The 26,780-nt window shown below is 64.0% G+C and carries 27 protein-coding genes; 14 read left to right on the top strand and 13 right to left on the bottom strand.

Translation table 11 applies throughout. From position 1 onward, the window contains the following. Positions 1 to 22: 22 nt before the first annotated feature. Positions 23 to 847: an alpha/beta fold hydrolase gene (locus C8J47_RS04395; protein WP_121884555.1), complete on the top strand. Its 825-nt coding sequence runs from the start codon at positions 23 to 25 to the stop codon at positions 845 to 847. 138 nt (positions 848 to 985) lie between these two features. Here C8J47_RS04395 and C8J47_RS04390 read toward each other — a convergent pair whose 3' ends face one another. Next, positions 986 to 1,270 (bottom strand): septum formation initiator family protein, encoded by a 285-nt coding sequence (locus C8J47_RS04390; protein ID WP_235518634.1) that lies wholly within the window; start codon positions 1,268 to 1,270, stop codon positions 986 to 988. Positions 1,271 to 1,337: 67 nt separating this feature from the next. Then, positions 1,338 to 2,618, bottom strand: a complete 1,281-nt coding sequence (eno, locus tag C8J47_RS04385) for a phosphopyruvate hydratase (RefSeq protein WP_121884554.1) — start codon at positions 2,616 to 2,618, stop codon at positions 1,338 to 1,340. A 175-nt stretch (positions 2,619 to 2,793) separates the two neighbouring features. Between eno and C8J47_RS04380 the strand changes: the two genes are divergently transcribed. From C8J47_RS04380 to C8J47_RS04360, 5 genes are all read left to right on the top strand, one after another. Continuing rightward, positions 2,794 to 3,282: a hypothetical protein gene (locus C8J47_RS04380; RefSeq protein ID WP_121884553.1), complete on the top strand. Its 489-nt coding sequence runs from the start codon at positions 2,794 to 2,796 to the stop codon at positions 3,280 to 3,282. Positions 3,283 to 3,286: 4 nt separating this feature from the next. Next, positions 3,287 to 3,640, top strand: coding sequence for a phage holin family protein (locus C8J47_RS04375; RefSeq protein WP_235529837.1), 354 nt, complete (start codon positions 3,287 to 3,289; stop codon positions 3,638 to 3,640). Then, positions 3,637 to 3,909, top strand: coding sequence for a hypothetical protein (locus tag C8J47_RS04370; protein WP_056062302.1), 273 nt, complete (start codon positions 3,637 to 3,639; stop codon positions 3,907 to 3,909). The genes C8J47_RS04375 and C8J47_RS04370 overlap by 4 nt, the downstream gene beginning before the upstream one ends. Before the next feature lie 103 nt (positions 3,910 to 4,012). Continuing rightward, on the top strand, positions 4,013 to 4,492 hold the full coding sequence (locus tag C8J47_RS04365) for a hypothetical protein (protein ID WP_056486302.1): 480 nt from the start codon (positions 4,013 to 4,015) through the stop codon (positions 4,490 to 4,492). A 64-nt stretch (positions 4,493 to 4,556) separates the two neighbouring features. Continuing rightward, on the top strand, positions 4,557 to 4,784 hold the full coding sequence (locus C8J47_RS04360; RefSeq protein ID WP_056051043.1) for a DUF4170 domain-containing protein: 228 nt from the start codon (positions 4,557 to 4,559) through the stop codon (positions 4,782 to 4,784). Between the two features lie 465 nt (positions 4,785 to 5,249). On the opposite strand, the gene C8J47_RS04355 is transcribed toward C8J47_RS04360, so the two are convergent. The 5 genes from C8J47_RS04355 to carA form a co-directional block, all read right to left on the bottom strand. Beyond that, entirely contained in the window at positions 5,250 to 5,900 is a 651-nt protein-coding gene (locus C8J47_RS04355) for a rhomboid family intramembrane serine protease (protein WP_093399389.1), read from the bottom strand. A 5-nt stretch (positions 5,901 to 5,905) separates the two neighbouring features. After that, positions 5,906 to 6,382, bottom strand: a complete 477-nt coding sequence (greA, locus tag C8J47_RS04350; protein WP_056052861.1) for a transcription elongation factor GreA — start codon at positions 6,380 to 6,382, stop codon at positions 5,906 to 5,908. Positions 6,383 to 6,457: 75 nt separating this feature from the next. Further along, a complete protein-coding gene (gene carB, locus C8J47_RS04345) occupies positions 6,458 to 9,790 on the bottom strand; it encodes a carbamoyl-phosphate synthase large subunit (protein ID WP_060526860.1) in 3,333 nt (1,110 codons plus the stop codon). Next, positions 9,790 to 10,380 (bottom strand): hypothetical protein, encoded by a 591-nt coding sequence (locus C8J47_RS18825; RefSeq protein ID WP_147454275.1) that lies wholly within the window; start codon positions 10,378 to 10,380, stop codon positions 9,790 to 9,792. Before C8J47_RS18825 ends, carB begins: the two co-directional genes overlap by 1 nt. Then, positions 10,377 to 11,678 (bottom strand): glutamine-hydrolyzing carbamoyl-phosphate synthase small subunit, encoded by a 1,302-nt coding sequence (gene carA / locus C8J47_RS04335; protein WP_121884551.1) that lies wholly within the window; start codon positions 11,676 to 11,678, stop codon positions 10,377 to 10,379. Before carA ends, C8J47_RS18825 begins: the two co-directional genes overlap by 4 nt. Before the next feature lie 140 nt (positions 11,679 to 11,818). Between carA and C8J47_RS04330 the strand changes: the two genes are divergently transcribed. The 6 genes from C8J47_RS04330 (at position 11,819) to C8J47_RS04305 (ending at position 18,734) form a co-directional block, all read left to right on the top strand. Continuing rightward, a complete protein-coding gene (locus tag C8J47_RS04330; RefSeq protein ID WP_120299179.1) occupies positions 11,819 to 12,286 on the top strand; it encodes a GatB/YqeY domain-containing protein in 468 nt (155 codons plus the stop codon). Between the two features lie 135 nt (positions 12,287 to 12,421). After that, positions 12,422 to 12,769: an endonuclease domain-containing protein gene (locus tag C8J47_RS04325; RefSeq protein ID WP_404969244.1), complete on the top strand. Its 348-nt coding sequence runs from the start codon at positions 12,422 to 12,424 to the stop codon at positions 12,767 to 12,769. Continuing rightward, positions 12,770 to 14,632, top strand: coding sequence for a DNA primase (gene dnaG / locus C8J47_RS04320; protein ID WP_121884549.1), 1,863 nt, complete (start codon positions 12,770 to 12,772; stop codon positions 14,630 to 14,632). Further along, positions 14,632 to 16,659, top strand: coding sequence for an RNA polymerase sigma factor RpoD (rpoD, locus tag C8J47_RS04315; RefSeq protein WP_056051057.1), 2,028 nt, complete (start codon positions 14,632 to 14,634; stop codon positions 16,657 to 16,659). Before dnaG ends, rpoD begins: the two co-directional genes overlap by 1 nt. Positions 16,660 to 17,226: 567 nt before the next feature. Next, a complete protein-coding gene (locus tag C8J47_RS18820) occupies positions 17,227 to 17,868 on the top strand; it encodes a hypothetical protein (RefSeq protein ID WP_147454274.1) in 642 nt (213 codons plus the stop codon). A 326-nt stretch (positions 17,869 to 18,194) separates the two neighbouring features. Next, complete coding sequence (locus tag C8J47_RS04305) at positions 18,195 to 18,734, top strand: pseudouridine synthase (protein ID WP_121884547.1); 540 nt, start codon at positions 18,195 to 18,197, stop codon at positions 18,732 to 18,734. A gap of 994 nt (positions 18,735 to 19,728) precedes the next feature. On the opposite strand, the gene rplS is transcribed toward C8J47_RS04305, so the two are convergent. Both rplS and trmD read right to left on the bottom strand, forming a co-directional pair. Beyond that, the gene (rplS, locus tag C8J47_RS04300) at positions 19,729 to 20,121 is read right to left on the bottom strand and encodes a 50S ribosomal protein L19 (RefSeq protein WP_031395442.1); all 393 of its coding nucleotides are present in this window, start codon (positions 20,119 to 20,121) and stop codon (positions 19,729 to 19,731) included. Next, positions 20,118 to 20,849 (bottom strand): tRNA (guanosine(37)-N1)-methyltransferase TrmD, encoded by a 732-nt coding sequence (gene trmD / locus C8J47_RS04295; RefSeq protein ID WP_121884748.1) that lies wholly within the window; start codon positions 20,847 to 20,849, stop codon positions 20,118 to 20,120. Before trmD ends, rplS begins: the two co-directional genes overlap by 4 nt. Positions 20,850 to 20,957: 108 nt before the next feature. Here trmD and C8J47_RS04290 point away from each other — a divergent pair, with 108 nt between their 5' ends. Then, positions 20,958 to 21,863: an NAD(P)/FAD-dependent oxidoreductase gene (locus C8J47_RS04290; RefSeq protein ID WP_121884546.1), complete on the top strand. Its 906-nt coding sequence runs from the start codon at positions 20,958 to 20,960 to the stop codon at positions 21,861 to 21,863. Between the two features lie 27 nt (positions 21,864 to 21,890). Here the strand turns inward: C8J47_RS04290 and rimM are convergent, their stop codons facing one another. The 4 genes from rimM to ffh form a co-directional block, all read right to left on the bottom strand. Then, a complete protein-coding gene (rimM, locus tag C8J47_RS04285) occupies positions 21,891 to 22,391 on the bottom strand; it encodes a ribosome maturation factor RimM (RefSeq protein WP_121884545.1) in 501 nt (166 codons plus the stop codon). Continuing rightward, entirely contained in the window at positions 22,369 to 22,512 is a 144-nt protein-coding gene (locus C8J47_RS19125; RefSeq protein WP_183129025.1) for a hypothetical protein, read from the bottom strand. Before C8J47_RS19125 ends, rimM begins: the two co-directional genes overlap by 23 nt. A gap of 233 nt (positions 22,513 to 22,745) precedes the next feature. Further along, positions 22,746 to 23,174, bottom strand: coding sequence for a 30S ribosomal protein S16 (gene rpsP / locus C8J47_RS04280; RefSeq protein WP_056062272.1), 429 nt, complete (start codon positions 23,172 to 23,174; stop codon positions 22,746 to 22,748). Between the two features lie 67 nt (positions 23,175 to 23,241). Then, positions 23,242 to 24,798, bottom strand: coding sequence for a signal recognition particle protein (gene ffh, locus C8J47_RS04275; RefSeq protein WP_107952269.1), 1,557 nt, complete (start codon positions 24,796 to 24,798; stop codon positions 23,242 to 23,244). A 361-nt stretch (positions 24,799 to 25,159) separates the two neighbouring features. Here ffh and C8J47_RS04270 point away from each other — a divergent pair, with 361 nt between their 5' ends. Beyond that, the gene (locus tag C8J47_RS04270) at positions 25,160 to 26,731 is read left to right on the top strand and encodes an EAL domain-containing protein (RefSeq protein ID WP_310886116.1); all 1,572 of its coding nucleotides are present in this window, start codon (positions 25,160 to 25,162) and stop codon (positions 26,729 to 26,731) included. Positions 26,732 to 26,780 lie beyond the last annotated feature (49 nt).

Raw genomic sequence — 26,780 nt, 5'->3', positions numbered from 1 at the left:
CCTAGAGAGACTGGATAGCCTGATGCCCTACGTAAAAACCCGTGACGGTACCGATATTTACGTCAAGGATTGGGGCACGGGACGCCCGGTGATCCTGACGCACGGCTGGCCGCTCAACGCCGACAGCTGGGACGCGCAGGCGATGGCACTCGCGCACGCCGGCTTCCGCGCGATCGCCTATGACCGCCGCGGGTTCGGTCGCTCGGGCCAGCCCTGGACCGGCTATAACTACGACACGCTGACCGACGATCTGGCCGACGTGATGGAAGCCACCGGCGCGAACACCGACGCGACGATCGTCGGCTTCTCGATGGGCGGTGGCGAGATCGCGCGCTACATGAGCCGCTACGAAGGCAAGGGTGTGGTCGCCGCCGGGCTGATCTCGTCGGTGGTGCCGTACATGCTCAAGACCGACGACAATCCCGACGGCGTTCCCGAAGAGACGCTGGCCAGCATCGGCGCCGGTATCGAAGACGACCGCCCGGCGTTCTTCAAGACCTTCCTCCAGCAATTCCTCGGCGTCGGGTTCATCACCTCGCCGGTCAGCGACGAGGTCGTCGACTGGGTCTGGAGCCTTGCGATGCAGGCGGGCCTGCACCCGACGCTGGAGTGCGCCAAGGCGTTCGGCCACACCGACTTCCGCGGCGACCTGGCGGCCTTCCGCGTACCGACGCTGGTCGTCCACGGGACGAGCGACAAGACGGTGCCGATCGACGCCACCGGCCGCGCCGCCGCCAAGGGTATCGCGGACTCGCAACTCGTCGAATATGACGGCGCCCCGCACGGCCTGACGATCACCGAGAGCGATCGCTTCACCAACGACCTGCTGACGTTCCTGGGTCGGTAATTTCTAAATCCTCCCCCGCAAGGGGGAGGTGGCACCGAAGGTGACGGAGGGGGAGGACGGCGAAACACAGGTTTCCCTTTCCTCCCCCTCCGTCTGGCAAGAGCCAGCCACCTCCCCCTGGCGGGGGAGGATCGAAGATCAGTTCCCCAGCGGGACGATAACCTCGTCGGGATGCGCGACGTTCAGTTCCTTGCGAACCATCTCGTCGACCATATCCGGGTTCGCATGATCCGGGTTCAGCAACGCGACCCGGTTCTTCAACACCTCGCGCTTGCGATCGAGCGCGGCATAGTCCTGCTCGCGCTTCGCAAGCTGGCGCTTGTAATCGCCATACGCGAACATCCCGTTCGGGCCGAGCACGGCATACGCGCCGAAGAACGCCATCAGCGTCAGCCCCAGCGCCGGCCACGCGGCCTTGCGCATCGTCTTCCGCAACTTGCTGGTCTTCGTCGTCACGCGTGCCATGTCGAACCTCCGGTTTCCGAACCTATCACCCCCCGATCAGGATGTCGCGCCCGGCATAGCGCGCCGCATCGCCCAGCTCTTCCTCGATCCGGATCAGCTGGTTGTACTTCGCCAACCGGTCCGACCGCGCGAGGCTGCCCGTCTTGATCTGACCGCAGTTGGTCGCGACCGCCAGGTCGGCGATCGTCGAGTCCTCGGTCTCACCCGACCGATGCGACATCACCGCCGTATACTTCGCGCGCTGTGCCATCGACACCGCCTCCAGCGTCTCGGTCAGCGTGCCGATCTGGTTGACCTTCACCAGCAGCGAATTCGCGATACCCTGGTCGATGCCGCGCTTCAGACGCTTCGGATTGGTCACGAACAGATCGTCGCCGACCAGCTGGACCTTGTCGCCGATCAGGTCGGTGAGCGTCTTCCAGCCCTCCCAATCGTCCTCGCCCATGCCGTCCTCGATCGAGAAGATCGGATAGCGCCGCGTCAGGTCCGCGAGATACTCCGCCATCTCGGCGCTTTCGAGGATCCGGCCCTCACCCGAGATGTCGTACTTGCCGTTCTTGTAGAACTCGGTCGCCGCGCAATCGAGCGCGAGCATCACGTCCTCGCCAGGCTTGTACCCCGCCTTCTCGATGCTCGACATGATGAAGTCGAGCGCCTCGGTGGTGCTGCCGATGTTCGGCGCGAAGCCGCCCTCGTCGCCGACGCTGGTCGACAGGCCCTTCTCGCTCAGGCCCTTCTTCAGCGTGTGGAAGATCTCCGAGCCACAGCGGACTGCTTCGAGGATGTTCGACGCGCCGACCGGTACGACCATGAACTCCTGGAAATCGATCGGGTTGTCGGCATGCTCGCCGCCGTTGATGATGTTCATCATCGGCACCGGCAGCAGATGCGCCTGCACGCCGCCGACATAGCGGTACAGCGGCAGGCCACGCGCTTCGGCCGCGGCCTTGGCGACGGCGAGGCTGACGCCGAGGATCGCGTTCGCGCCCAGCCGGCCCTTGTTCTCGGTGCCGTCGAGTTCGATCATCGCGCGATCGAGGTCCGACTGGTCCTCCGCGTCCATGCCGAGCACGGTGTCGGTGATCTCGTCGTTGACCGCATCGACCGCGCCATCGACGCCCTTGCCCCCCCAACGGGTCTTGTCGCCGTCGCGGCGCTCGACCGCCTCGTGTGCGCCGGTCGATGCCCCCGACGGGACAGCCGCGCGGCCGAAGCTGCCGTCTTCGAGCAGCACGTCGACCTCGACGGTCGGATTGCCGCGGCTGTCGAGGATCTGGCGTGCATGAAGGTCGATGATTGCGGTCACGTAACGATGCTCCTACAAATCCCGGTGCCGGGTCGTTCGCGCCGCCTCTACCGTCTCACGCCATATCGGGCAATCGCGCGGACATCCGAGAATAGTGTCGCGCAATCGCGCGACGGTTCGGGAACCGCGCTCCAACGACGGTGTTGAGGGCGTAACAATTCTGAAAGGGACCGTCATGGCCGACTCCAGCGTAAACGACACCGTCAACGACCTGAAAACGACCGCGAACGAGGTCGGGACCGAGCTCAGCAAGACGATCGATACCGGCGATGTCTCGGCCAAGGCCGGCGACGCCAAGCAGGCGATCAAGGACGGCGCCAACAAGTACACCGCGCAGGCGACCGACAAGGTCCGCACCTTCGCCGAGGACGGCAAGGCACGTGCAAGCGGTGCTCTGGAGCAGGTCGCGCAGTTGCTGACCGACGCCGCCGGCCAGGTCGACGAGAAGCTCGGCTCGCAATATGGCGGCTATGCCCGCAGCGCCGCCGACAGCGTCTCGGGTTTCGCCGACCAGGTGAAGGCGAAGGACATCGACGAGTTGTTCGACGACGCGCGCGAACTCGTGCGGAAATCGCCGGCCATCGCGGTGGGTGCAGCAGCGGCCATCGGCTTCGTCGTCGCGCGACTGGTGCAGTCGGGCGTCGATGCCAACTCGAAGGTCTGACGTCTTGGTCGATCCACTGACGTTCGCGACCGGTGAGGACGAGAGCCTCGTGTCGATCGTCGGTCGCCTGGCGACCGAGACGAAGAGCCTCGCGACCGCGGAAGTCGCTGTCTACAAGGCGAAGTTCGGCGAGACGGCGAGCGCGTACAAGTCCGCCGCGATGTTCTTCGCGGTCGCCGGCGTGCTGGCTTTGGCCGCGCTGATCGCACTGCTGGTCGGTGCGATCTTGACGGTGGCGACGCTGGTGGGGCCAGGATGGGCGACCGCCATCGTCGTGGTGGCCGTCCTCGCAGTGGCGGCGATCCTGGCGATGATCGGCAAGTCGAAGCTTCAGACGAAGAGCGAGCCCGTATCATGACATCCGCCAAAGTCGCCGCCGCAGAGATCGAATCGGCCCTCGCCCGCCAGCGCGTCATGATGACGATCGGGCAGTTGCAGGACCGGCTCAATCCGCGAAAGCTCGCGCTGAACGCCAGCCGCGACGTCGCCGATGCCGGCACCGCCGCGCTCAGCGCCAGCGTCGAGACCGTAAAGCGCAATCCGGGACCGACTGCGGGGTTCGCCGCGGTCGCCGGGCTGTTCCTCGCGCGTCACCGGATCGTCGGACTGTTCCGCCGCGGGCGGTGACCGCCCTGACCACGGTACCGTATTGAAACCTTGAAGTCCCGGCTCGCGTTGAACCCTCATTGCATTGAACGGCGAGCAGCTTGCCACCAGAAGGACATTTTCCATGACCGACGCAAAGACCACCGCCAACGAAGCCGCCCACGAGACCGAGAGCCGTCTCCGCGAGGGTCTCGACACCGTCCGCGAGACCGCGTCGAAGGTTTATCACGACGCCGGCGACAAGGCCTCCGAGGTCCTCGAAGTCTCGCGCGAGAAGACCAAGCGCGTCGTCAACAACCTCGAATCCAACCCGCTCGGCATCCTCGTCGGCGGCCTCGCTGTCGGCGCCCTCGCCGGCGCGCTGCTCCCGCGTTCGGCCCGCGAAAAAGAACTGCTCGCCCCCGTCGGCAAGCGCCTCAGCGAGACGCTCGTCGCGGCGACCGCGGCCGCGAAGGATGCTGGCCGCTCGGAACTCGGCGAACTCGGCCTGACCAAGGACAATGCGCGCGACCAGGCCAAGGGCTTGCTCGAAGGTATCGTCAAGGCGGTCACGACGGCTGGTACCGCAGGTGCGAAGGCGGTTTCGCAAAAGCCTACTGTCTAAGGGTTCAAACCGCGGGTCGAACACGCTAGGGAGGCGGCAACCCCCTCCCTAGGAAAGCAAGCGCATGAGCAAGCTCCACCTCGTATTCGGCGGCCGCGTCAGCGACCCGCGCACCCTGGATTTCAACGATCTGAGCAAGATCGAATTCGTTGGCGTATTCCCCGACTACGCCAGCGCCGAGAAGGCCTGGCGTGCTGCGGCGCAGCGTACCGTCGATGATGCCGAGATGAAGTTCGTTGTGGTGCACCTGCACCGGATGCTCGAACCGAACCTCGGCGCGACCGTAGCCTGAACTACTCCTGAGCCGTCATTCCCGCGAAGGCGGGAACCCATACCGGCTAACGTAGCGATCTGATCGCAACGACATAGGCTATGGATCCCCGCCTCCGCGGGGATGACGGTTCTGTGGCACCTGTCTGACGATCAAGTTTGCATGAAGCGGCCCCCCTCGTCCCTCTCCCCTCGGGGAGAGGGAAAGACGCCAACGGCGGCGATGGGTGAGGGCACGCTTAGCAGGACTATGGCTACGAACTCCCGCGGTCTCGCCAGTTCGCGGCTTGGGCAGTAGCCCTCCCCACCCCCGTTCGTGCTGAGTAGAGACCGAGTAGCTCCGCAGGGAGCGTATCGAGGGCTCGTATCGAAGCACAGGCCCCGCGCGCCAACTCATCCTTCGATACGCCGCTTCGACAAGCTCAGCAGCTACTCAGGACGAACGGGGTGTGCGTGGATCGAGTGGCGGTAGTTAGAGCCGGCAGGCTCAAGCCGCCCGGTAATGCCAAAGCAACAAAGGCCGAGCCAGCACCAGCCCCGCCAAGAACCCACCGATATGCGCGCCAATAGCAATCGGCCCGCTAGCCCCAACCGAAGCCCCAAACCCGGCCAGCCCCATCAGCAACTGAATCCCGATCCAGGCGGCAGCCAGCCACACAACATGCACAACCCCAGCCGGCACAGGCCCGATCGCCTGCGCCCGCCGCTCGCCATACAACAGCGCGTAAGCCCCAACGACCGCGGAAATAGCCCCGGAAGCGCCGATCATAGGCGCGGTGGAGTCAGGCCCGAAAGCCCAATGTCCCGCCGCCGCCGCATACGCGCCCAGCACATACAGAACGACCAACCCGACCGTCCCCAGCGCCTTCTCAACGAACTGCCCGCAATACACGAGCATCACGAGGTTCAGCGCGATGTGCGCCCAGCCGCCATGGATCAGAGTCGCGGTCAGCGGCGTCGCCCAGGATGGCACGACAAACATATGCTCGCTCGGAATACCGAGATCGGTCATCCGCAACGGAATGAACCCGGCGTTCACCGCCCAGTAGCCAAGCGACCCGCTCAGCACCAGAAACCCCGAGACGATGACCGTCACGATCGTGATGATCGCCGTCGCCCTCGTCTCGAAGAATTGCATAAGGCTCAGATGAACTCGATCTTGGAGACGACGTAGTAACGCTCGCCGGCCGGCACCGTAACCTCGACCTCTTCGTCGAGCTTGCGCCCGATCAGCCCACGCCCCAGCGGCGAATTATACGAGATCCGCCCGGTCTTGGCGTTCGCCTCGGTCTGGCCGACGATCTGATACTTCACCGGCTTGTCGTTCTCGTCGAGCAACGTCACTGTCGCACCGAACACGACCTTGTCGCCCGACAGGTCCTTCGGGTCGATGATCTGCGCACGCGACAACTTGTCCTCGATGTCGGAGATCGATGCCTCGACCTGGCCCTGACGCTCCTTCGCGGCATGATATTCCGCGTTCTCGCTCAGGTCGCCGTGCGCGCGCGCCTCTTCGATCGCGTCGACGATCGTCGGACGTTCGGCTTTCAGGCGCTTGAGATCCGCACTGAGCGTCTCATAGCCTTCCTGCAGCATCGGCATCTTTTCGACGGTCGCCATCATCTCGTCCCCAAATCCATTTCCCCGCGCGAGGCCCTGTACCAGCCCCGCCCACACATCATTCTCATGTCGGGATCAGTCGTGCGACTGCGAATAATAGGATTGCAGCGGCCGTACTTCAAGGCTGTGCGTCGAAAGCTTGGCGATCGCCTTCGCCGCTTCGAGCGAAGCCGGCGCGGTCGTGAAGTACGGAATGCGTTGTCCCAGCGCGGACGCGCGGATCGGCTGCGAGTCCTTCAGGCTCTGCCACCCCTCGGTGGTATTGAAGATCAGCGCGATATCGCCGTCCTTGATCCGATCGACGATATGCGGCCGGCCCTGCGCGACCTTGTTGACCTTCTCCACGGGCAAACCGGCAAGCGCGAGATGATCCGCCGTCCCACCGGTCGCGACGATCGAGAAGCCGGTATCGACCAGCGCTTTCACCGCCTCGACGATCATCGCCTTGTCGCCGTCCTTCACGCTGACGAAGACGTTGCCCTTGGTCGGCAGGATCGTCCCCGCGCCAAGCTGGGCTTTCGCAAACGCGATCGTGAAATCGGGATCGATTCCCATGACTTCGCCGGTCGACTTCATTTCCGGTGACAGCACCGGATCGACGCCGGGGAATTTGTTGAAGGGGAACACCGCCTCCTTCACCGCATAATAGTCGATATGCCGGTCGATCTTCGGCAAATTGACCAGCTTTTCGCCCGCCATCACGCGTGCGGCGATTTTGGCGATAGGCGCGCCAATCGCCTTGGCGACGAACGGCACGGTGCGCGACGCACGCGGGTTGACCTCGATGAGATAGACCAGCCCGTCCTTCACCGCGAATTGGATGTTCATCAGGCCGACGACGGACAAGGCATGCGCGAGCGCCACCGTCTGCCGTTCGATCTCGGCGATGATCTCCGCCGACAGCGAGTAAGGCGGGATCGAGCACGCAGAGTCACCCGAATGGACGCCCGCCTCCTCGATATGCTGCAACACGCCCGCGACCACCACGTCGGTCCCGTCGCAGATCGCATCGACATCGACCTCGATCGCATCGCGCAGATACTGGTCGATCAGCACCGGCGAGTCGCCCGACACCTGCACCGCGGTCGCGATGTAATGCTCGAGCTGCCCGATCGTGTCGACGATCTCCATCGCCCGCCCACCGAGCACATAGGAAGGCCGCATCAGCACCGGATAGCCGATCCGCTCCGCCGCCGCGACCGCCTCGTCCCGGCTCCGCGCCAGGCCATTGGCCGGCTGCAGCAACCCGAGCTTGGTGATCAGCGCCGCGAACCGCTCACGGTCCTCCGCCAGATCGATCGCGTCCGGCGTCGTCCCCAGGATCGGAATGCCCGCAGCCTCAAGCGCCCGCGCGAGGTTCAGCGGCGTCTGCCCACCGAACTGCACGATCACGCCCACCAGCGTGCCGTTCTGCTGCTCGACATGCAGGATCTCCAGCACATCCTCGGCGGTCAGTGGCTCGAAATACAGCCGGTCCGACGTGTCGTAATCGGTCGACACCGTTTCCGGGTTGCAGTTGACCATGATCGTTTCGTAGCCCGCGTCCGCCAGCGCAAAGCACGCATGGCAGCAGCAATAATCGAACTCGATCCCCTGCCCGATCCGGTTCGGCCCGCCGCCCAGGATCACGATCTTCTTGCGATCGGTCGGCTCGGACTCGTTCTCGGGCTCGCCAAAGCTCGGCGCCTCGTAGGTCGAATACATATACGGCGTCTTCGCATCGAATTCGGCCGCGCACGTGTCGATCCGCTTGAACACCGGCCGCACGCCGAGCTTCAGGCGATGCTGGCGCACCTCCTCCTCGGTCACGCCACCGGTCATCGCCTTGACGACCTCGTGGATCAGCCCCGAGCCGCGCGCGATCCCGCGGTTCATGCCGCGCAGATTGGCGGATTGCAGCGCCAGCCATGCGAGCCGCTTGTCGCTGAACCCCATGCTTTTCAGGCGGCGCATACCCGGCGCGTCGATCGGCAGGCCGTCCTTCATCACCTCGGCCTCGGCCGCGATGATCTCGGCGATCCGTTCCAGGAACCATGGATCGTACTTGGCGATCGCATGCACCTCGGCGACCGTGAAGCCCTCGCGCAACGCTTGAGCCGCCACCAGCAACCGGTCCGGCGTCGCGACGGCCAGCGCCGCCTCTATCTCCGCACGCGGCGCACCGACCAGATGATCGACCTGGTTGAACCCAGACAAACCCGTCTCGAGCCCGCGCAACGCCTTCTGCATCGATTCGTGGATGTTGCGACCGATCGCCATCACCTCGCCGACCGACTTCATCGCGGTGCCGAGCGTGTTCGACGCGCCCTTGAACTTCTCGAACGCGAACCGCGGAATCTTGGTGACGACGTAATCGATCGTCGGCTCGAACGCGGCGGGCGTAGCGCCGGTGATATCGTTCTCGATCTCGTCGAGCGTGTACCCGACCGCCAGCTTCGCCGCGACCTTCGCGATCGGGAAGCCGGTAGCCTTCGACGCCAGCGCGGACGAGCGCGAAACGCGCGGGTTCATCTCGATGACGACGAGCCGGCCATCCTTCGGATTCACTGCGAACTGGACGTTCGAACCGCCTGTTTCGACACCGATTTCGCGCAACACCGCGATCGATGCGTTACGCATGATCTGGTATTCCTTGTCGGTCAGCGTCAGCGCCGGCGCGACCGTGATCGAGTCGCCGGTGTGGACGCCCATCGGATCGACGTTCTCGATCGAGCAGATGATGATCGCGTTGTCGTTGCGATCGCGCACCACCTCCATCTCGTATTCTTTCCAGCCGAGCAGCGATTCCTCGATCAGCACCTCGGTAGTCGGCGACAGGTCGAGCCCGTTGCGGACGATCGCGATGAATTCCTCGCGGTTGTACGCGATGCCGCCGCCCGAGCCACCCATCGTGAAGCTCGGCCGGATGATCGACGGAAGCCCCGTCTTCTCAAGACCTTCCAAGGCTTCTTCAACAGTATGTGCGATCGCCGAGCGCGCGCTTTCCAGCCCGATCCGGTCCATCGCGTCGCGGAACTTCAGCCGGTCCTCCGCCATGTCGATCGCATCGGCATCCGCCCCGATCATCGTCACGCCGAACTTCTCCAGCGTACCGTCATGGAACAGCGCCAGCGCGGTGTTGAGCGCAGTCTGGCCCCCCATCGTCGGCAGGATCGCGTCAGGACGCTCCTTCTCGATGATCTTGGCGACGATCGCGGGCGTGATCGGCTCGACATAGGTCGCGTCGGCCAACTCGGGATCGGTCATGATCGTGGCGGGGTTCGAATTGACGAGGACGATACGATAGCCCTCCTCCTTCAACGCCTTGATCGCCTGCGTGCCCGAATAATCGAACTCGCACGCCTGGCCGATGACGATGGGTCCTGCGCCGATGACGAGGATCGAGGAGATGTCGGTGCGTTTTGGCATTATTCTTCTTTCGCCGAGTAGCGCGTGCAAAGCGGCCGCTGAAATTTTTTGGAGAATTTGTAGTTCAGACAACGGCGACCCCAACCACCGAACTGCTCCTTCGCTGACGCTTTCATCACCTCTAGCGCTGGCGCAAAGTCGGATCTCGCGATCGCGAACTCACTGACGTAGGATTCTAGTTGCGAGGTATTTAACGAACCTCGGCAAATCTCGATAATGTCGGCGCGGAGCCCTGTACCGAACTGCATCCATCGCTCGGTTGATGCTGCATTCGACTGATAGGTAAGCAGCGTGCCACCGGTCAATCTCCCACAAACCGTGTCGCTAAGGTCCGGCTTGGACAAATCGAACGTTGTAAAAAGATCTTGGCCATCATCGTCCAGCGAAAACCGAACGCGACGATCTGCTGATCGCCATTCGAGTCGTATTTTCTTCGTGACGAGCGGGGCATGCATAATCGGTGTATCGCTAATATCGTCGACTTCAGTGACGACGGCCAGCTTTCCAACCGGGACCGTCGTTACCGTCAGCTTTGCACTGGCCGGCCCTGCACATAACAGAAGGCCTATGAACGCCAGTGGTAGTTTCACCGCAGCGATCCGACGAACCGCTCGAAGAGGTACAGGCTATCCTGTGGCCCTGGGCTCGCTTCAGGATGATATTGCACCGAGAACGCCGGCTTGTCGGTCAGTTCCAGCCCCGCGTTCGACCCATCGAACAGCGACACATGCGTCTCGCGGACGTTCGCCGGCAGGCTGTCGCGCTCGACCGCGAAGCCGTGGTTCATGCTGGTGATCTCGACCGCGCCGTCGGACAGGCGCTTGACCGGATGGTTGGCGCCGCGATGACCTTGGAACATCTTGGTCGTGGTCGCGCCGACCGCGAGGCCGAGCAACTGGTGGCCGAGGCAGATGCCGAACAGCGGCTTGCCCGTCTCCAGCAGCTGGCGGATCACCGGCACCGCGTAGTCGGCGGTCGCGGCGGGATCGCCGGGGCCATTCGACAGGAAGATGCCGTCGGGGGCGAGCGCCATTACGTCGTCGAAGCTGGCGGTGGCGGAGACGACGGAGACCCTGGCGCCCGCCTCGACGAGGTTGCGGAAGATGTTGCGCTTGCTGCCATAATCGATCGCGACGACGTGGGGGGGCGCCTTCTGCTCCCCTCCCGCATCGCGGGAGGGGTTGGGGGAGGGCATGGCCTCAGGCGGGGTCGGCGCTGTTTGGTCAGCCCCTCCCCCGACCCCTCCCGCAAGCGGGAGGGGAGCAGAAGCACCCTCTCCTGCTTGCGAGCTGTCTCCGTAGCCGAAGCCCAGCTTCCAGACACCGCCGGGCGCATCCTCACCCCAGCCATAATGCATGCTCGTGGACACATCCTTGGCGAGGTCCATGCCCTCCAGCCCCGGCCACGCGCGCGCCATCGCCAGCAACGCGGCCACGTCGAACTCGCCGCTAGCCGAATGCGCGATCACGCCATTAGGCGCGCCCGCCACCCGGATCCGCCGCGTCAACGCACGCGTGTCGACCCCGGAAAGGCCGATCCGCGCATGCCGCTTCATCCAGCCATCCAGCCCCTCGACCGCACGGAAGCTCGACGGCTGCGTCACGTCCTCGCGGACGATGATGCCGAGCGCGTGCGGGTCGTCCGCCTCGACGTCGTCGGGGTTCGCACCGACATTGCCGATGTGTGGGAAGGTGAAGCAGATCATCTGCCCGGCGAAGGACGGGTCGGTCAGCACCTCCTGATAGCCGGTCATCGCGGTGTGGAAGCACACTTCGCCGACTGCACTGCCCTCTGCGCCGAACCCGCGACCCCAGATCACGTCGCCATTGGCGAGGACCAGGACGCCTGTTGCACCGGCAGGCATGGCTATAGGCTGGGTGTCGGCCATCAGGCTGGGCACTCTCTTTACGTTGACGATGTCGCTAAGTGGTGTCCGCTAAGGCCGGCGTGCCGCAGCGTCAATCTGTTAAACCGACGGCGGACGCGCTATCCCGTCGGGCTATCCCGAACCGCCTGAAAGACCAGTACATGATTCGCGACGACATCAAGGCTGCGCAGCTGACCGCCATGAAGGCCGGCGACAAGCAGAGCCGCAACGCTATCTCGTTGATCCAGGCCGCGATCAAGAACCGCGACATCGAGGCGCGTGCCCCTCAGTCCAGAGACGGCAAAGCCCCCGAGAGCGACGACGCGCTGGTGGTCGAGGTGCTCCAGAAGATGGTCAAGCAGCGCCGCGAGTCGATCGAGATGTTCTCGAAGGGCGGCCGCCAGGAGCTCGCCGATGCGGAGACGGCCGAGGTCGCGGTGATCGAACGCTTCCTGCCCCAGCAGATGAGCGAGGCGGAAACGTCGGCGGCGATCGAGGCGATCAAGGCGGAACTCGGCGCGACCGGCATGAAGGACATGGGCCGCGTGATGGCGGAACTGAAGGCGCGCCACGCCAGCGAGCTGGACATGAGCAAGGCGAGCGGCCTGGTAAAGGCGGCACTGTCATAAATGGATAAGGGCGGCCCCCTTCTTCCTCCCCTCCCGCAAGCGGGAGGGGACCGAGGGGTGGGCACGCGCCATCGTCTGGACCGACCAACAGAGAGGGCGCGAGACCTCCGCAACGACGCGACGAATGCCGAGCAGATGCTGTGGCGGCAGCTGAAGGGCTCCAGGTTGCAGGACCTAAAGTTCAGCCGCCAGATGCCGATCGCCGGGTATTTCGCAGACTTCGTGTGCCGCTCGCACAAGCTGATCGTCGAACTCGACGGCAGCCAGCATGTCGAAGGCCAACCTCATGACGACGCCCGCACGAAGCAGCTCGAAGCCGCCGGCTACCGCGTCATTCGCTTCTGGAACAACGATCTGACCTCGAACATGCCCGGCGTATTGGAGACCATTCTGACCGCTGCGAGCGGAACCGAGCGCGTGCCCACCCCCCAGCCCCCTCCCGCAAGCGGGCGGGGGGGCTCTGTCGTGGGCGGGGCGAGTTAGATGGCCCTAACCCCACAATTCCTCGACGAGCTCCGCGCCCGCACCTCGCTCAGCGCCCTCGTCGGCAAAACCACCAAGCTCACCAAGGCCGGGCGCGAGCACAAGGGCTGCTGCCCGTTCCACAACGAGAAGACGCCCTCCTTCTACGTCAACGACGACAAGGGCTTCTACCATTGCTTCGGCTGCTCGGCGCACGGCGACGCGATCAAGTGGATGACGGACCAGCGCGGCCTCCCCTTCATGGATGCGGTGAAGGAACTCGCCCAGGCCGCCGGGATGGACATGCCCGCGATGGACCGCCAGTCCGCCGCCAAGGCCGAGCGCGCCAAGGGCCTGCACGAGGTGATGTCCGACGCCGCCGACTGGTTCACCGAACAACTCAACGGCCTCCCCGGCACCGACGCCCGCGCGCTCCTCGACCGCCGCGGAATCAGGCCCGAGACGGCGCGTGCGTTCGGGATGGGGTTCGCCCCCGACAGCCGCGGCAAGCTCAAGACCGCGCTGAAGGACTACGGCGACCCGATGCTGGTCGAGTCCGGCATGCTCATTTCGGTCGAAGGCAAGGACCCGTACGACCGGTTCCGCGGTCGCCTGATGATTCCGATCCGCGACCCCCGCGGCCGGACGATCGCGTTCGGCGGACGCGTGCTCGACGGTGGCGAGCCGAAGTACCTCAACTCCCCCGACACGCCACTCTTCGACAAGGGCCGCACGCTCTACAATCTCGACAAGGCCGCCCCCGCCTCGCGCAAGTCCGGCCGCGTGCTGGTGGTCGAAGGCTATGTGGACGTCATCGCGCTAGCCCAGGCCGGCTTCGGCGAAGCGGTCGCCCCGCTCGGCACGGCCCTTACCGAAGCGCAGCTCGAACGCCTGTGGCGGATGGTCGATGTCCCCCTGCTCTGCTTCGACGGCGACGGCGCCGGCCAGAAGGCGTCGCTCCGGGCCGCCCACCGCGCGCTCCCGCTGCTGGCGCCCGGCCGCAGCCTCGCCTTCGTCACGCTCCCGCAAGGCCAGGACCCCGACGACCTCGTCCGCGCCGGCGGTCCCGGTGCGTTCGAGGCGCTACTGAAAACCCCCGAACAGCTCGTCGACCGGCTCTGGACGTCCGAAGTCGCCGCGGAGGCGCTCGACACCCCCGAACAGCGCGCCGGCCTCAAGCGCCGCCTCCACGAACTCGCCGAAGGCATCGCCGACCCGTCAGTGAAGCAGCAATATCACGCCGAGTTCAAGAACCGCTTCTACGAGCATTTCAAACCCGTCCGCGCCCCCTTCGTGCCCAGAGGCGAGCGCCCCAAAGGCGGCTGGAAACCTCCCGCAGCCCCCGTCACCGAAGACGCGAAGGCCTTCCTCGCCACCGGCATCGACCGCGTATTGGCCAAGGCGGTGCTCGCCGGCCTAATCCGCCACCCGGTCGAGATCGCGCGTCACATGGAGGTGCTCGGCTCGCTGCAAATGATCGACGGCGCGCTCGGGCGGTTGTTCGAAGCGGTCGTAGATGTTGCACTTGAGGACCAGAAGCTTGATAGCGGGCGCTTGCTCACCATATTGGCGAGGTCCGGTTTCAATTCAGTCGCGAGTGACCTGTTGAGAGCCGATACGATGCCCTATTCGTTCACGCAGACCACGGCCGATCCAGCCCGCGTCCGTGCCGACCTCGACGAGGCGATCGCGATCATGGTCGCCCGCCCTGAGGTAGACGCGGCACTCAAGCAGGCGACCGCGGCGATGCAGACGCACTTCACCGAAGATGCGTTCGAACGACAAGTGGCTATGGTAAGAGAGAAACAGGCGTTGGAAGTCCGACTTGCAAATCTTGTACAGTCGAACGAAGACGCCCGAGCGTTGGGTACCGAGGGCGATTGATGGCTAAGGCGAACATGGCGGAACCCGCCGAGACGAACGAAACCGGCGATGCGCCGCTGATCGACATGAACGATGCGTCGATCAAGAAGGTCATCGCGCGCGCCAAGAAGCGCGGCTACATCACCTATGAGCAGCTCAACGAAGCGCTGCCGCAGGGCGAGATGTCGTCCGACCAGATCGAGGACATCAGCGCCGCGCTGAGCGAGATGGGCATCAACATCGTCGAGAACGACGAAGCCGGCGAGGACGGCGAGACCGAGCCCGCCAAGGATGACGAGGACGAGCCGGAGGCCGCCGACGCGGATGCCGACACAGGCCCCGCGATCGAGAAGAAGAAAGAGACCATCGATCGCACCGACGATCCGGTCCGCATGTACCTGCGCGAGATGGGCGCGGTCGAGCTGCTCAGCCGCGAGGGCGAGATCGCGATCGCCAAGCGTATCGAGGCGGGTCGCGACACGATGATCCTCGGTCTCTGCGAATCGCCGATCACCTTCAACGCGATCATCGACTGGTCGACCGCGCTGAACGAGGGCACGATGCAGCTGCGCGAGATCATGGATCTCGACGCGATGTTGTCGAAGGACCCGGCGCCCGAAGCGATGGCCGAGGACGGCGAAGCCGACGACGGCGAGATCAGCGAGAAGAACGCCGGCCCTTCGTTCAAGGAAGAGGCCGAGCCCGAAGAGCCGTCCGCCGACGAGGACGAGGACGGCGAGCGCCGCGCCCCGCGCGCATCGGACGACGAGGAGGAGGACAACACCCTCAGCCTCGCGCAGATGGAAGAGCAGCTGAAACCAATCGCGCTCGAGCGGTTCGCCAGCATCACCGCGCTCTACAAGAAGTTCAGCAAGATCCAGCAGAGCCGCGTCGACGCGATGGGCATCGGCGGCGATTTCTCCGCGGCCGACGAGCGCAAATACCAGAAGCTGCGCGAGGAACTCACGGCGGAAGTCGAGAGCGTCCAGTTCCACAACGCCAAGATCGAATATCTGGTCGATCAGCTTTACGCTTATAACCGTCGCCTGACCGCGCTGGGCGGCCAGATGCTGCGCCTCGCCGAGCGCCACAAGGTGCCGCGCAAGGACTTCCTCGATCGCTATATCGGTCACGAGATCGACGAGAACTGGCTGACGACGGTCAACAAGGTCGATAAGAAGTGGACCGCGTTCGTCGCCAACGAGGGTGAGGCGGTCGAGCGCATCCGTGCCGAGATCGCCGACATCACGCAGCAGACCGGCATGGCGCTCACCGAGTTCCGCCGGATCGTCAACATGGTCCAGAAGGGCGAGCGCGAGGCGCGTATCGCCAAGAAGGAAATGGTCGAGGCGAACCTGCGGCTGGTGATCTCGATCGCCAAGAAATACACGAACCGCGGCCTTCAGTTTCTGGATCTCATCCAGGAGGGCAATATCGGCCTGATGAAGGCGGTCGACAAGTTCGAGTATCGCCGCGGCTACAAGTTCAGCACCTATGCGACGTGGTGGATCCGCCAGGCGATCACCCGCTCGATCGCGGACCAGGCGCGGACCATCCGTATCCCGGTCCACATGATCGAGACGATCAACAAGCTGGTCCGCACCAGCCGCCAGTTCCTCCACGAGCAGGGCCGCGAACCGACCCCGGAGGAGATGGCCGAGCGCCTCTCCATGCCGCTCGAGAAGGTGCGCAAGGTGATGAAGATCGCCAAGGAGCCGATCAGCCTCGAAACGCCGATCGGCGACGAGGAGGATTCGCATCTCGGCGACTTCATCGAGGACAAGAACGCGATCATCCCGGTGGATGCCGCGATCCAGGCGAACCTCAAGGAGACGGTCACGCGCGTGCTGGCATCGCTCACCCCGCGCGAAGAGCGCGTGCTACGCATGCGCTTCGGCATCGGCATGAACACCGATCACACGTTGGAAGAGGTCGGCCAGCAGTTCTCGGTGACGCGCGAACGCATCCGCCAGATCGAGGCTAAGGCGCTGCGCAAGCTGAAGCATCCTTCGCGCAGCCGGAAGATGCGGAGCTTCCTCGACCAGTAAGGGTTGGCAATTGCTGATCGAAAGGACGGGCCGCGGTGGAAACACCGCGGCCTTTTCTAATTTGTAGCGGCGTCCAACGTGGGCTGGCATCCGCACTGAGCTTCACGCCGAAAGAGCAACAGCGCCCCGCCAGCATTCGCCTGAACCTCGTTTGGCGATTGTGGACAGGTCAGATTAGCCACAGTCCGTAGGCCAAATGATATAGCAGGCTGGTCCTAATCTCTATCGTGTCGAGGCAACACTGTTGCTCCAGCCGTATCGGCTTGGCCTTGCGATCGCAGAAGCCAAGCAGGGAAGCGTAATGGTATTGTTCACGCCTGATGATAGCTGTGCCAAACCAAATGAGCATGGCGAGCAGGATGGCTATGGCTCGGTTCTTCAAGCTCGATCCTATGGCGACTGTGACACGTCATGCAGGGATGGAGATTGCCCTCTCGCAAATCTCTACCGAAATTAGGCCATAGCCGGGATGCGTTCAAATAAGGCCGCGCAGCAAGATAAATTCTGTTTATCCAGTCTTTTCTGTAGGCTAACTGGCGCTTATCAAGATGGCAGGGGGAATAAGATATGCTTGAATTTATAACATCCGTCAGACCGTATCTTGAAGTTTTGTCTTTTACTGCCACAATAATTCTCGTCATCGGTCTCATTTTGGCCCGTTCGCAGCTGGTAGCGTTTTCTCGTGACGCGAATGTCCGAAATGAACGACTGGCCAAGGAAAAGGCTATCGAGGCTGCAACGAGATATTTATCCGAATACATCAGGTTGGCGAATATCGAATATGATAAAATTGTCGAATTGAAGTTGCCTACTTTTAATGGAGAGGTCGATGATTTCAGTGCATTTTCGGTGTCAACAAATCTGCGCCGTAAGATGAATGAAACATTATTAATAGCAAAGACTGATCTTTCATCGATCAATGAGCTAGAACTAATCGCATCCTACTTTATTTCTCGCGTTGCTGACGAAAAAACAGGTTTCCGCATAATCGGCAGGTCGTACTGCGCGACCGTAAAATCAAACTATCACATTATTTCGATACTTCGTGGGAACGATACTGCGCAGCCTTACTGGTACAATATCGTAGCATTATATCAGCTATGGGCACCAAGTCTTACAAGAGAGGAATTGGAGTCAAGTTCCATTGGCTTGGCTCAAAGGCTTGCAGCGCTTCCCACCGACCGCTCTGTTGCGCCACTTGGTTGTTGAAAGGCACCTCGCCTGCGCTCGTACAAGGGGCTAATACAACGGTCCCGACGACGAAATAAATATCCTTTTTCCAGTTCTTACGGGGATTTTAACCGATCCCCCTCGGCTCCACCAATGCAGTCTTTCAGAACGATGATTGCGGTCGAAACCAATCCGGAAAACCGCCCCCCTATCCTCCCCTGTAAGGGGAGGTGGCGCGAAGCGACGGAGGGGTGACGCCCTATCGTGAGCGGGCCACCCCTCCGTCAGCGCTCTGCGCTGCCACCTCCCCTTGGAGGGGAGGAATTACGGTCGAATCCGCTCGCCAATCCCGATAAGCCCACGCCATGCCCCGGATAATCCTGTTCAACAAACCGTACGACGTGCTCAGCCAGTTCACCGACGTGAACAGTCCGACCCCGCGCGCGACGCTGTCGCAGTTCGTCGATGTGCCGGGCGTCTATCCGGCGGGGCGGCTCGATCGCGATAGCGAAGGGCTGTTGCTGCTGACCGACGACGGCCGCCTCCAGGCGCGGATCGCGGACCCGAAGTTCAAGCTGGCCAAGACCTATCTCGTGCAGGTCGAGGGCGATGCGGGCGAGGACGCGCTCGATCGGTTGCGGGGCGGCGTCGTGCTGAAGGACGGTCCTGCCCGCGCCGACGTCGAGCGGATCGCCGCGCCCGACCTCTGGCCGCGCGTGCCGCCGATCCGGGTCCGCGCGAGCATCCCCGATTGCTGGCTCAAGATAACGATTCGCGAAGGCCGCAACCGCCAAGTCCGCCGCATGACCGCCGCGATCGACCACCCCACGCTGCGGCTGGTCCGGTGGAGCATCGGCGACTGGACCGTGGCGGGTCTGGAACCCGGCACGTGGCGCGACGCCTGACGAGCGCTTGAGGCGGGCTGGCGGGTGCACGCTGGCCACCGGAGGCACGGGCGCCCATGGGCACCCTTCAGACGACAGCGTTCGCGACTGCGAGCGGAACGCCTGCCCACCCACGCCGTCATCCTGACGAAAGTCAGGACCCAGAGCCAAGCAGCGCGGCGTTCGCGATCCTGGGTCCTGACTTTCGTCAGGATGACGGAGAAGGGCATGTTCACGCGAAGGCGCTAAGGCGCGAAGAGAAGCAGCTTATTTAGCGCACTTGCCCGGTCTTCTCTTCGCGCCTTAGCGCCTTCGCGTGAATCCATTTCTTGAGCTGCGCTCCGTGGCGCAATGTGATCATAAGTCCCGAGGATAGCGTTCCCCGCCCGCGCGGGGAGTGCGTTGCGTGACGCGCCGAAATTGCATGGTGGCACGACGAAAACTCCCTCCCCTTCAGGGGAGGGTCGGGGTGGGGCATGTCCACGCGAGCGTGCTCAGCGTCACAAAGCCCCTCACGCCTCAAACGAGCAGCCATCCCAAGTCGCCCAGCAAGACGTGTTTCCCCGCGAAGGCGGGGACCCAGACTGGGCTCCCGCCTTCGCGGGAGAACAAGGAAGCGCAAGTCGGCCTGCGCAGGACAGCGCGTCCCTGTCCGACCGAATAACCGTCCCTATGTCCCGAAGGACAGAGGAGGTGTGCAGCCACCACCGCCACCGCCGGCCGGCGAGCTAATCGGCTGTCCTACACGCCCGGAGAAGCGCACCGTCACCAGATGCCCGCGCCCGCCCCCTTCACCACGACACCGCCCCCACACCCCGACGCCACCACCGCGGCGAAAATGCTTCACAGCGTCTACACTTCCTATACTTCCGTGCTGCAGCATAAACGCGAAACGCCAACAATCGGCAACACTTCCAACAGCTTGCAGCCCCAACCAGCCCCCACCCCGCGCACAACGAAAAAGGGCGCCGGGACCATCGCCCCCGCGCCCTTCTCCAACTCCAGCAGTCTCCGATTACTCGGCGGCTGCGGTGCCCTTTGCAGGGCGCATGTCGCGGCGCTCGGCGATACGCGCTGCCTTGCCGGTGCGGCCACGCAGGTAATACAGCTTGGCGCGACGCACGGCGCCCTTGCGGACGACTTCGATCGAATCGACGTTCGGCGAGTAGAGCGGGAAGACGCGCTCGACGCCCTCGCCGAAGCTCATCTTCCGCACGGTGAAGTTCGAGCCCATGCCCTTGTTCGAGCGCGCGATGCACACGCCCTCGTAGTTCTGAATACGCGTGCGCTCGCCTTCGACGACCTTCACGCCGACCTTCAGTGTGTCGCCGGGGCGGAAATCGGGGATCGTCTTGTTGGCCAGGAACTTCGCGATGTTCTCGGCTTCGATCGTCTGCAACAGGTTCATGTCTCGTCCTCGTGTCGCTGCGCGCCAGAGGGCGACTGGACCCGAACGCCCTCATGGCGCTCCCAAAGGTCCGGTCGCCGTGACCGTGTATCGATCTCCGCGCGGCGTTTGCGCCATGCAGCGATCTTCGCATGATCCCCCGATCGCAGCACCTGAGGGATCGTACGCCCTTCCCATGATTGAGGTCGGGTATAATGCGGATATTCGAGCAGCCCCGTTTCGAAGCTCTCGTCATCCCCACTAGAAGCCGCGCCCATTACGCCGGGCAGCAGCCGAATGCAAGCATCGAGCAGCACCAGCGCCCCCATCTCGCCCCCCGACAGGATGTAGTCGCCGATCGAGACCTCCTCGATATCCCGCGCCTCGAACAGGCGTTCGTCGAACCCCTCGAACCGGCCGCAAAGAATAGTGACGCCGGGACCCTGCGCGAGTTCGCGAACCCGCTCTTGGGTCAGCGGCTTCCCCCGAGGAGTCATGGCCAGCACCGGTCGCCCATCCGCAACGCTGTCGATCGCCGAGGCCACCACGTCGGCGCGCAGCACCATCCCAGCCCCGCCCCCCGCCGGCGTATCATCCACCGACTTGTGCTTGTCGGTCGCAAAGTCCCGGATCTGCACCGGCGAGCAGGACCACCGCCCCTCCCCCAGCGCCCGCCCCGCGAGCGATGTCCCCAGCGGCCCGGGAAACATCTCCGGATACAGCGTCAATATCGTGGCAGCGAAAGTCACAGCGTCCAGTTCTCTATGCGTTTGCGCCAGCACGTGGCGCCGAATGCGCCCAGCACCTATACGGATCGGCGCAGTGGAACAATTACGCTGGCGAAACGCTCGCGGCCAATGGACGATTGCATCATCATCGGCGCCGGCCCGGCGGGTCTCACCGCAGCGATCTATCTCGCGCGCTTCCACCTCTCGATCCGCCTGTTCGATTGCGGCAGCAGCCGCGCCGCGTTGATCCCGTGCACGCATAATCATGCCGGCTATCCCGAAGGCATCCGCGGCACAGACCTGCTCGGGCGGATGCTAGCGCAGGCCGAGAATTACGGTGCGGTGCGCGAGGGCGTGCGGGTCGATGCAATCGAGGTGGAGGACGACGGCTTCACCGTACGGCTCGGCGACCGCCGCGCGCGCGCCCGGAGCGTACTGCTCGCCACCGGAGTCGTGAACAACCGCCCCGACATGCCCGACGCTATCCACGACGAGGCGCTGGAGGCCGGGTTGCTCCGCTACTGCCCGATCTGCGACGGCTACGAAGTTACCGACAAGCGCGTAGGCATCATCGGCACCGGCGACCACGGCATGCGCGAGGCGCTGTTTCTGCGCGGTTACACGAAAGACGTAACGCTGATCGCCCCAGAGGGCGGCCACGATCTAGATCCGGCATGCGAAGCGGCGCTAGACGATGCCGGGATCGTCCGCGTCGGAGGCCCCTGCGGCAACTACGCGATCGAGGAAAACAAGCTTTCGCTGGAAACGGTGGAGGGCCGATTGTCGTTCGACAGCATCTATCCAGCGCTCGGATCGGTCATCCGTTCGGAACTGGCCGTCGCCGCAGGCGCACGCGCATCCGAGGACGGATGCCCGGAGGTCGACTCGCACCAGCGCACTTCGATCCCCGGCCTGTTCGCAGCCGGTGACGTGGTGAAGGGGCTCGACCAGATCAGCCACGCAATGGGCGAAGCCGGCGTCGCCGCGACGACAATCCGCAACATGCTCGCCGAACAGCGACCACTTCGGCGGTAATCGCTACTCAACTTGGGAGAACAAGGCTTACTCAGCCGCGAACGAAGCCTCGACGATAAGCCGGTCGGCATCCCATTCAGGAACGGCCTCGGGTCGCATCGGTATCATGAACCGCTTGCCGGGCTTGTCATCCACGGCCGGCCGTTCGATCTCGATCACGTCGCCCGCACCAAAATTATCGATCGCAACGACGCGCCCGATCGCCTCCCCATCGGTCGAGACGACATCGAGACCGATCACATCCGTGTGATAATACTCACCGTCTTCCAGCGGCGGCAACGAAGACCGCGGCACGGTCAGTTCGGTCCCGCGCATCGCCTCGGCGGCGTTGCGATCAGCGACTTCGGCAAAGCGCGCGATCATACCGTTGTTGCCGTTGCGCGCGGACTTCAGCGACAGCCCGCCATTGTTGAAGCTCTTATAGCTGCCGAAATTCTCGGCGAAGACCTTCAGCCGCACCTCGCCACCGATGCCGTGCGCACCGATGACGACGGCGAGCGTCACGTCAGCCTTGCGCGGAGCCTTCATCGCGACCGGGGGTCTCGTCGGAACCTTCGGCGGGGTCGTCGGCGGAGACGCCTTGGTTGGTGGCATCTTCGATATCCTCGGGTGCGGGGGCTGTGCGGGGGTCGGTTTCGGGGGCCATCATGCGCTCCTGTTCGGGGTTACCGATTGAGAGAACGCATGAAGTCCGGTTCGGGTGCGGTTACGCACGCGTAGGTGGAGGGGACACTCAGGCCCCGCTCCCTCACCGTCATCCTGGGCTCGACCCAGGATCCAGAGCAACGGAACGCTTTCGTCCGTGGCTCTGGATCCCAGCTTTCGCTGGGATGACGGGAAGAAAGACGGATCGGTCCAATCAGAACCGATCCGTCCGCCGTCTTACGAAGCGGCTTCTTCGGTCTCGGCAGCGGCAGGAGCCTCTGCCTCGGCAGCAGGTGCAGCCTTCGCAGCGGCTTCAGCCTCGGCAGCTTCAGCCGCCTTGGTCGCACGCTCTTCGGCGCGCTCGGTGGCCTTCTCGCCGGGCTTGCCCTTGTTCGGGTTGTTGCGCGCCGAACGCTCGAGCACGCCAGCCTGGTCGAGGAAGCGCGCGACGCGGTCGGTCGGCTGCGCGCCGACGCTCAGCCAATGCTTCGCGCGGTCGGCGTCGAGCTGCACGCGCTGCTCGTTGTCCTTGGCGAGGAGCGGGTTGTAGTTGCCGATCTTCTCGATGAAGCGGCCATCACGCGGCGAACGCGCATCGGCAACGACGATCTTGTAATAGGGACGCTTCTTGGAGCCACCGCGCGCGAGGCGAATGTTGATTGCCATGATATTTTCCTTCGTTTTCTAGATAGATCCCCGAGCAAAGCCGAGGTGTCGTGGTTGGATAAGGAGGTTATTTCTTCTTCAGAAAATCGTCGAAACCGGCCGGCATCTGCGGCATCTTGGGGCCACCAAGCCCCGGCAGACCGCCGCCGCCCATACCGCCGCCACCGCCCGGCAGGCCACCGGCGCCGGCCTTGTTGAGCATGTCGCCCATCTGCGGCCCGCCGATCGCATTGCCGATGCCGCCAAGACCACCGCCCATGCCGCCCTTGCCGAGCATCGCCATCATGCCCTTCATGCCGCCCATCTTCTTGATCTTCTTCATGGCGGTCGACATTTCGAGGTGCATCTTGAGCAGCTTGTTGACCTCCTGGACGGTCGTCCCGGAGCCCTTGGCGATGCGGATCTTGCGCTTGGCGTTGATCAGCTCGGGCTTGTTGCGCTCCTTGATCGTCATCGATCCGATCATCGCGTCCATGTGCACCAGCACCTTTTCGCCCCCGACCGACGCGACCGCGCCCTGCGCCTTCTTCATGCCGGGGATCATCCCCGCCAGTGCGCCGAGCCCGCCCATCCGCTGCATCTGCGCCAGCTGAGCCCGCAGGTCGTTCATGTCGAACTGACCCTTGGCCATCTTGGCGGCCATGCGCTCGGCGTCTTCGGCCTGGATAGACTCCGCAGCGCGTTCGACCAGGCTGACGACATCGCCCATGCCGAGAATACGCCCCGCGACACGCTCCGGATGGAACGCCTCGAGCGCATCGAGCTTCTCGCCGGTCCCTGCGAACTTGATCGGCTTGCCGGTGACCGCGCGCATCGACAGCGCCGCGCCGCCGCGGGCATCGCCGTCCATGCGGGTCAGCACGATACCCGTCAGCGGCACCTGGTCGCTGAAGTTCTGCGCGACGTTGACCGCGTCCTGGCCGGTCAGCGAGTCGACGACCAGCAGGATCTCGGCCGGGTTCGCGACGTCGGCGACCGCCTTCATCTCGTCCATCAACGCCTGGTCGACATGGAGTCGACCCGCGGTGTCGAGCATCAGGACGTCATAGCCCTGGAGCTTGGCCGCCTGCATCGCGCGACGGGCGATATCGACCGGCTGCTGGCCCTGGACGATCGGCAGCGTCGCGACGTCGATCTGCGTGCCGAGCGTCGCCAGCTGCTCCTGCGCGTTCGGGCGATTGACGTCGAGCGACGCCATCAGCACCTTCTTGCGCTCGCGACCGGCCTGTCCGAAATTGGCCTGCCCCGCCGCCAGCCGCTTGGCGATCTTGGCGGTGGTGGTCGTCTTGCCCGAGCCCTGGAGGCCGACCATCATGATGACGGCCGGCGGCGTAACGCCCAGCTCGAGCTCTACGGCATCCGAACCGAGCATCTCAACCAGCGCATCGCTGACGATCTTGACGACCTGCTGCCCCGGCGTGACCGAACGCAGGACGTTCTGACCGATCGCTTTCTCGGTCGCCTTCTCGACGAACTCGCGCGCGACGGGCAGCGCGACGTCGGCTTCGAGCAGCGCGACGCGCACCTCGCGCATCGCCGCGCGCACGTCCGCTTCGGTCAGCGCACCCCGGCCGCGAAGGCGGTCGAAGACGCCGCCAAGTCGATCGCTCAGGCTTTCGAACATCGAAATACTCCAAATCACCGCGACAAAACACAAAAGCGCCGGCGGGCGAAACCTCGCCGGCCAGCGTGCATCCTTGGATGCTCGTCCAATGCGCCCCGTAACGGAACGTGAGGTGCCGCCTACTGGAAGTGCGCACGAAGTGCAAGGCAGGCATGATCCCGGAGGCTCGCCACAGCGTACGGGGTCCTGCGTGTTCCCTTCACCGCAGCATATCAACGCCCCGGCGCAACGCCGCGGACCTTAACCTGTCCTACATATCTCACGGAGCACATCGGATGGACCAAGGACCCTACAGGCCGTTTTATCGATGATTTTACCGCCGGCGACGACCCGTTCGCTTCGCCTCATCAGCCGGGAATTCATGACCGGCGCGCTCACGGGCGCCGCACTGCTGCTGTTCATCGGCACCGGCGGGGGCGTATTGCTGGAAGCGATCGAGCATTTGAAGGGCGGCAACGCCGTCATCGATCGCACGCTGATCGCGGCGATGTTTCTCAACGTCGCGCTGATCCTGTTCGGCTGGTTCCGGTATCGCGGCCTCGCCGAAGAACTGTCGCAACTGTCGGACGCGGATCAGCGCGCGAAGCTGCTGTCGCAATATGATCCGCTGACTGGCTTCCTGAATCGCCGAAGCCTGATCGAGGAAGGCGCAGCGCTGTTCACCGGATCGCTTCGCCGGGGCAAGGCCTTGGCCCTGCTGACCATCGATCTCGATCACTTCAAGACGGTCAACGACGTGCACGGTTATGCCATCGGCGATGCGCTGCTCACGCTGGTTGCCGAGAAGATCAGCGCATTGGTCCCGGGGTCGAGCCTGCTCGCACGCCTCAACGCCGACGAGTTCGCCTGCGCGGTGGTATTCGATGCCGCCTATCCGGGAGTCGTCGACCGGATCGCCGACCGGCTGATCGCGGATCTCTCGAAACCGTTCCTCATCGGTGAGACCGAAGTCCATGTCAGCACCTCGATCGGCATCGCCCGCTCGGACATAGATTGCACGTCGATGGACGCGCTGTTGCGAACGTCGGACATGGCGTTGCACGCTGCCAAGGTCGCCGGGCGCAATCGTCACGCCTGGTTCGATGGCGCGATGGAGCGATCCGTCCAGTTGCGCGGCGAACTCGAGGCCGGGTTGCGCGTGGCCGTCCCCAACGATGCGATCGTGCCGTTCTTCGAACAGCAGGTCGATCTGACGACCGGCTGCATCACCGGGTTCGAGGTGCTCGCACGGTGGGAGCATCCGACGCGCGGCGCGATCGGGCCGGAAGTTTTCATTCCGATCGCGGAGGGGATCGGCCTGATCGGCGATCTGTCGCTGTCGGTGATGCGTCAGGCTTTCACCGCCGCGCGCGACTGGGATGCAGGCCTGTCGCTGTCGATCAACATCTCGCCGGTGCAGTTGCGCGACGCGTGGCTGGCGCAGAAGATCATCAAGACGCTCGTCGAGACCGGCTTCCCCGCCAGCCGGCTCGAGATCGAGATCACCGAAAGCGCATTGTTCGACAATCTGCCGCTCGCGCAGTCGATCGTCGGCAGCCTGAAGAACCAGGGTATCCGCATCGCCCTCGACGACTTCGGCACCGGCTATTCGAGCCTCGCGCATCTGCGCGCGCTGCCGTTCGACCGGATCAAGGTCGACAAGAGCTTCGTCGGCTCGATGCTCGACAACCCCGACAGCATGGCGATCGTCAACACGATCGTCCGGCTCGGCGACAGTCTCAACCTGCCGACCACCGCCGAGGGAATCGAGAACGCCGCAATCGAAGAGCGACTGCGCGGCATGGGATGCGCAAAGGGCCAGGGCTATCTGTACGGGCGGCCGCTGTGCGCTGCGCAGGTGCGCCGACTGCTCGCGGAAAAGCGGCTGCTAGCGCAACGACCGGACATCAGCGCGCGGCCTTCGCGCGGCATCGCGCCAAGGTTGGCGGGCTGATCGACGGCAGGCGGGCCCGACCCGAACCACAAGGCGTGGACTTCGCCCC

This window comes from Sphingomonas sp. PP-F2F-G114-C0414, assembly GCF_003688595.1.
GTDB lineage: Bacteria > Pseudomonadota > Alphaproteobacteria > Sphingomonadales > Sphingomonadaceae > Sphingomonas.
The sequence above is the reverse complement of the archived record's forward strand: the minus strand, read 5'-3'. Positions and strand labels throughout refer to the sequence as shown.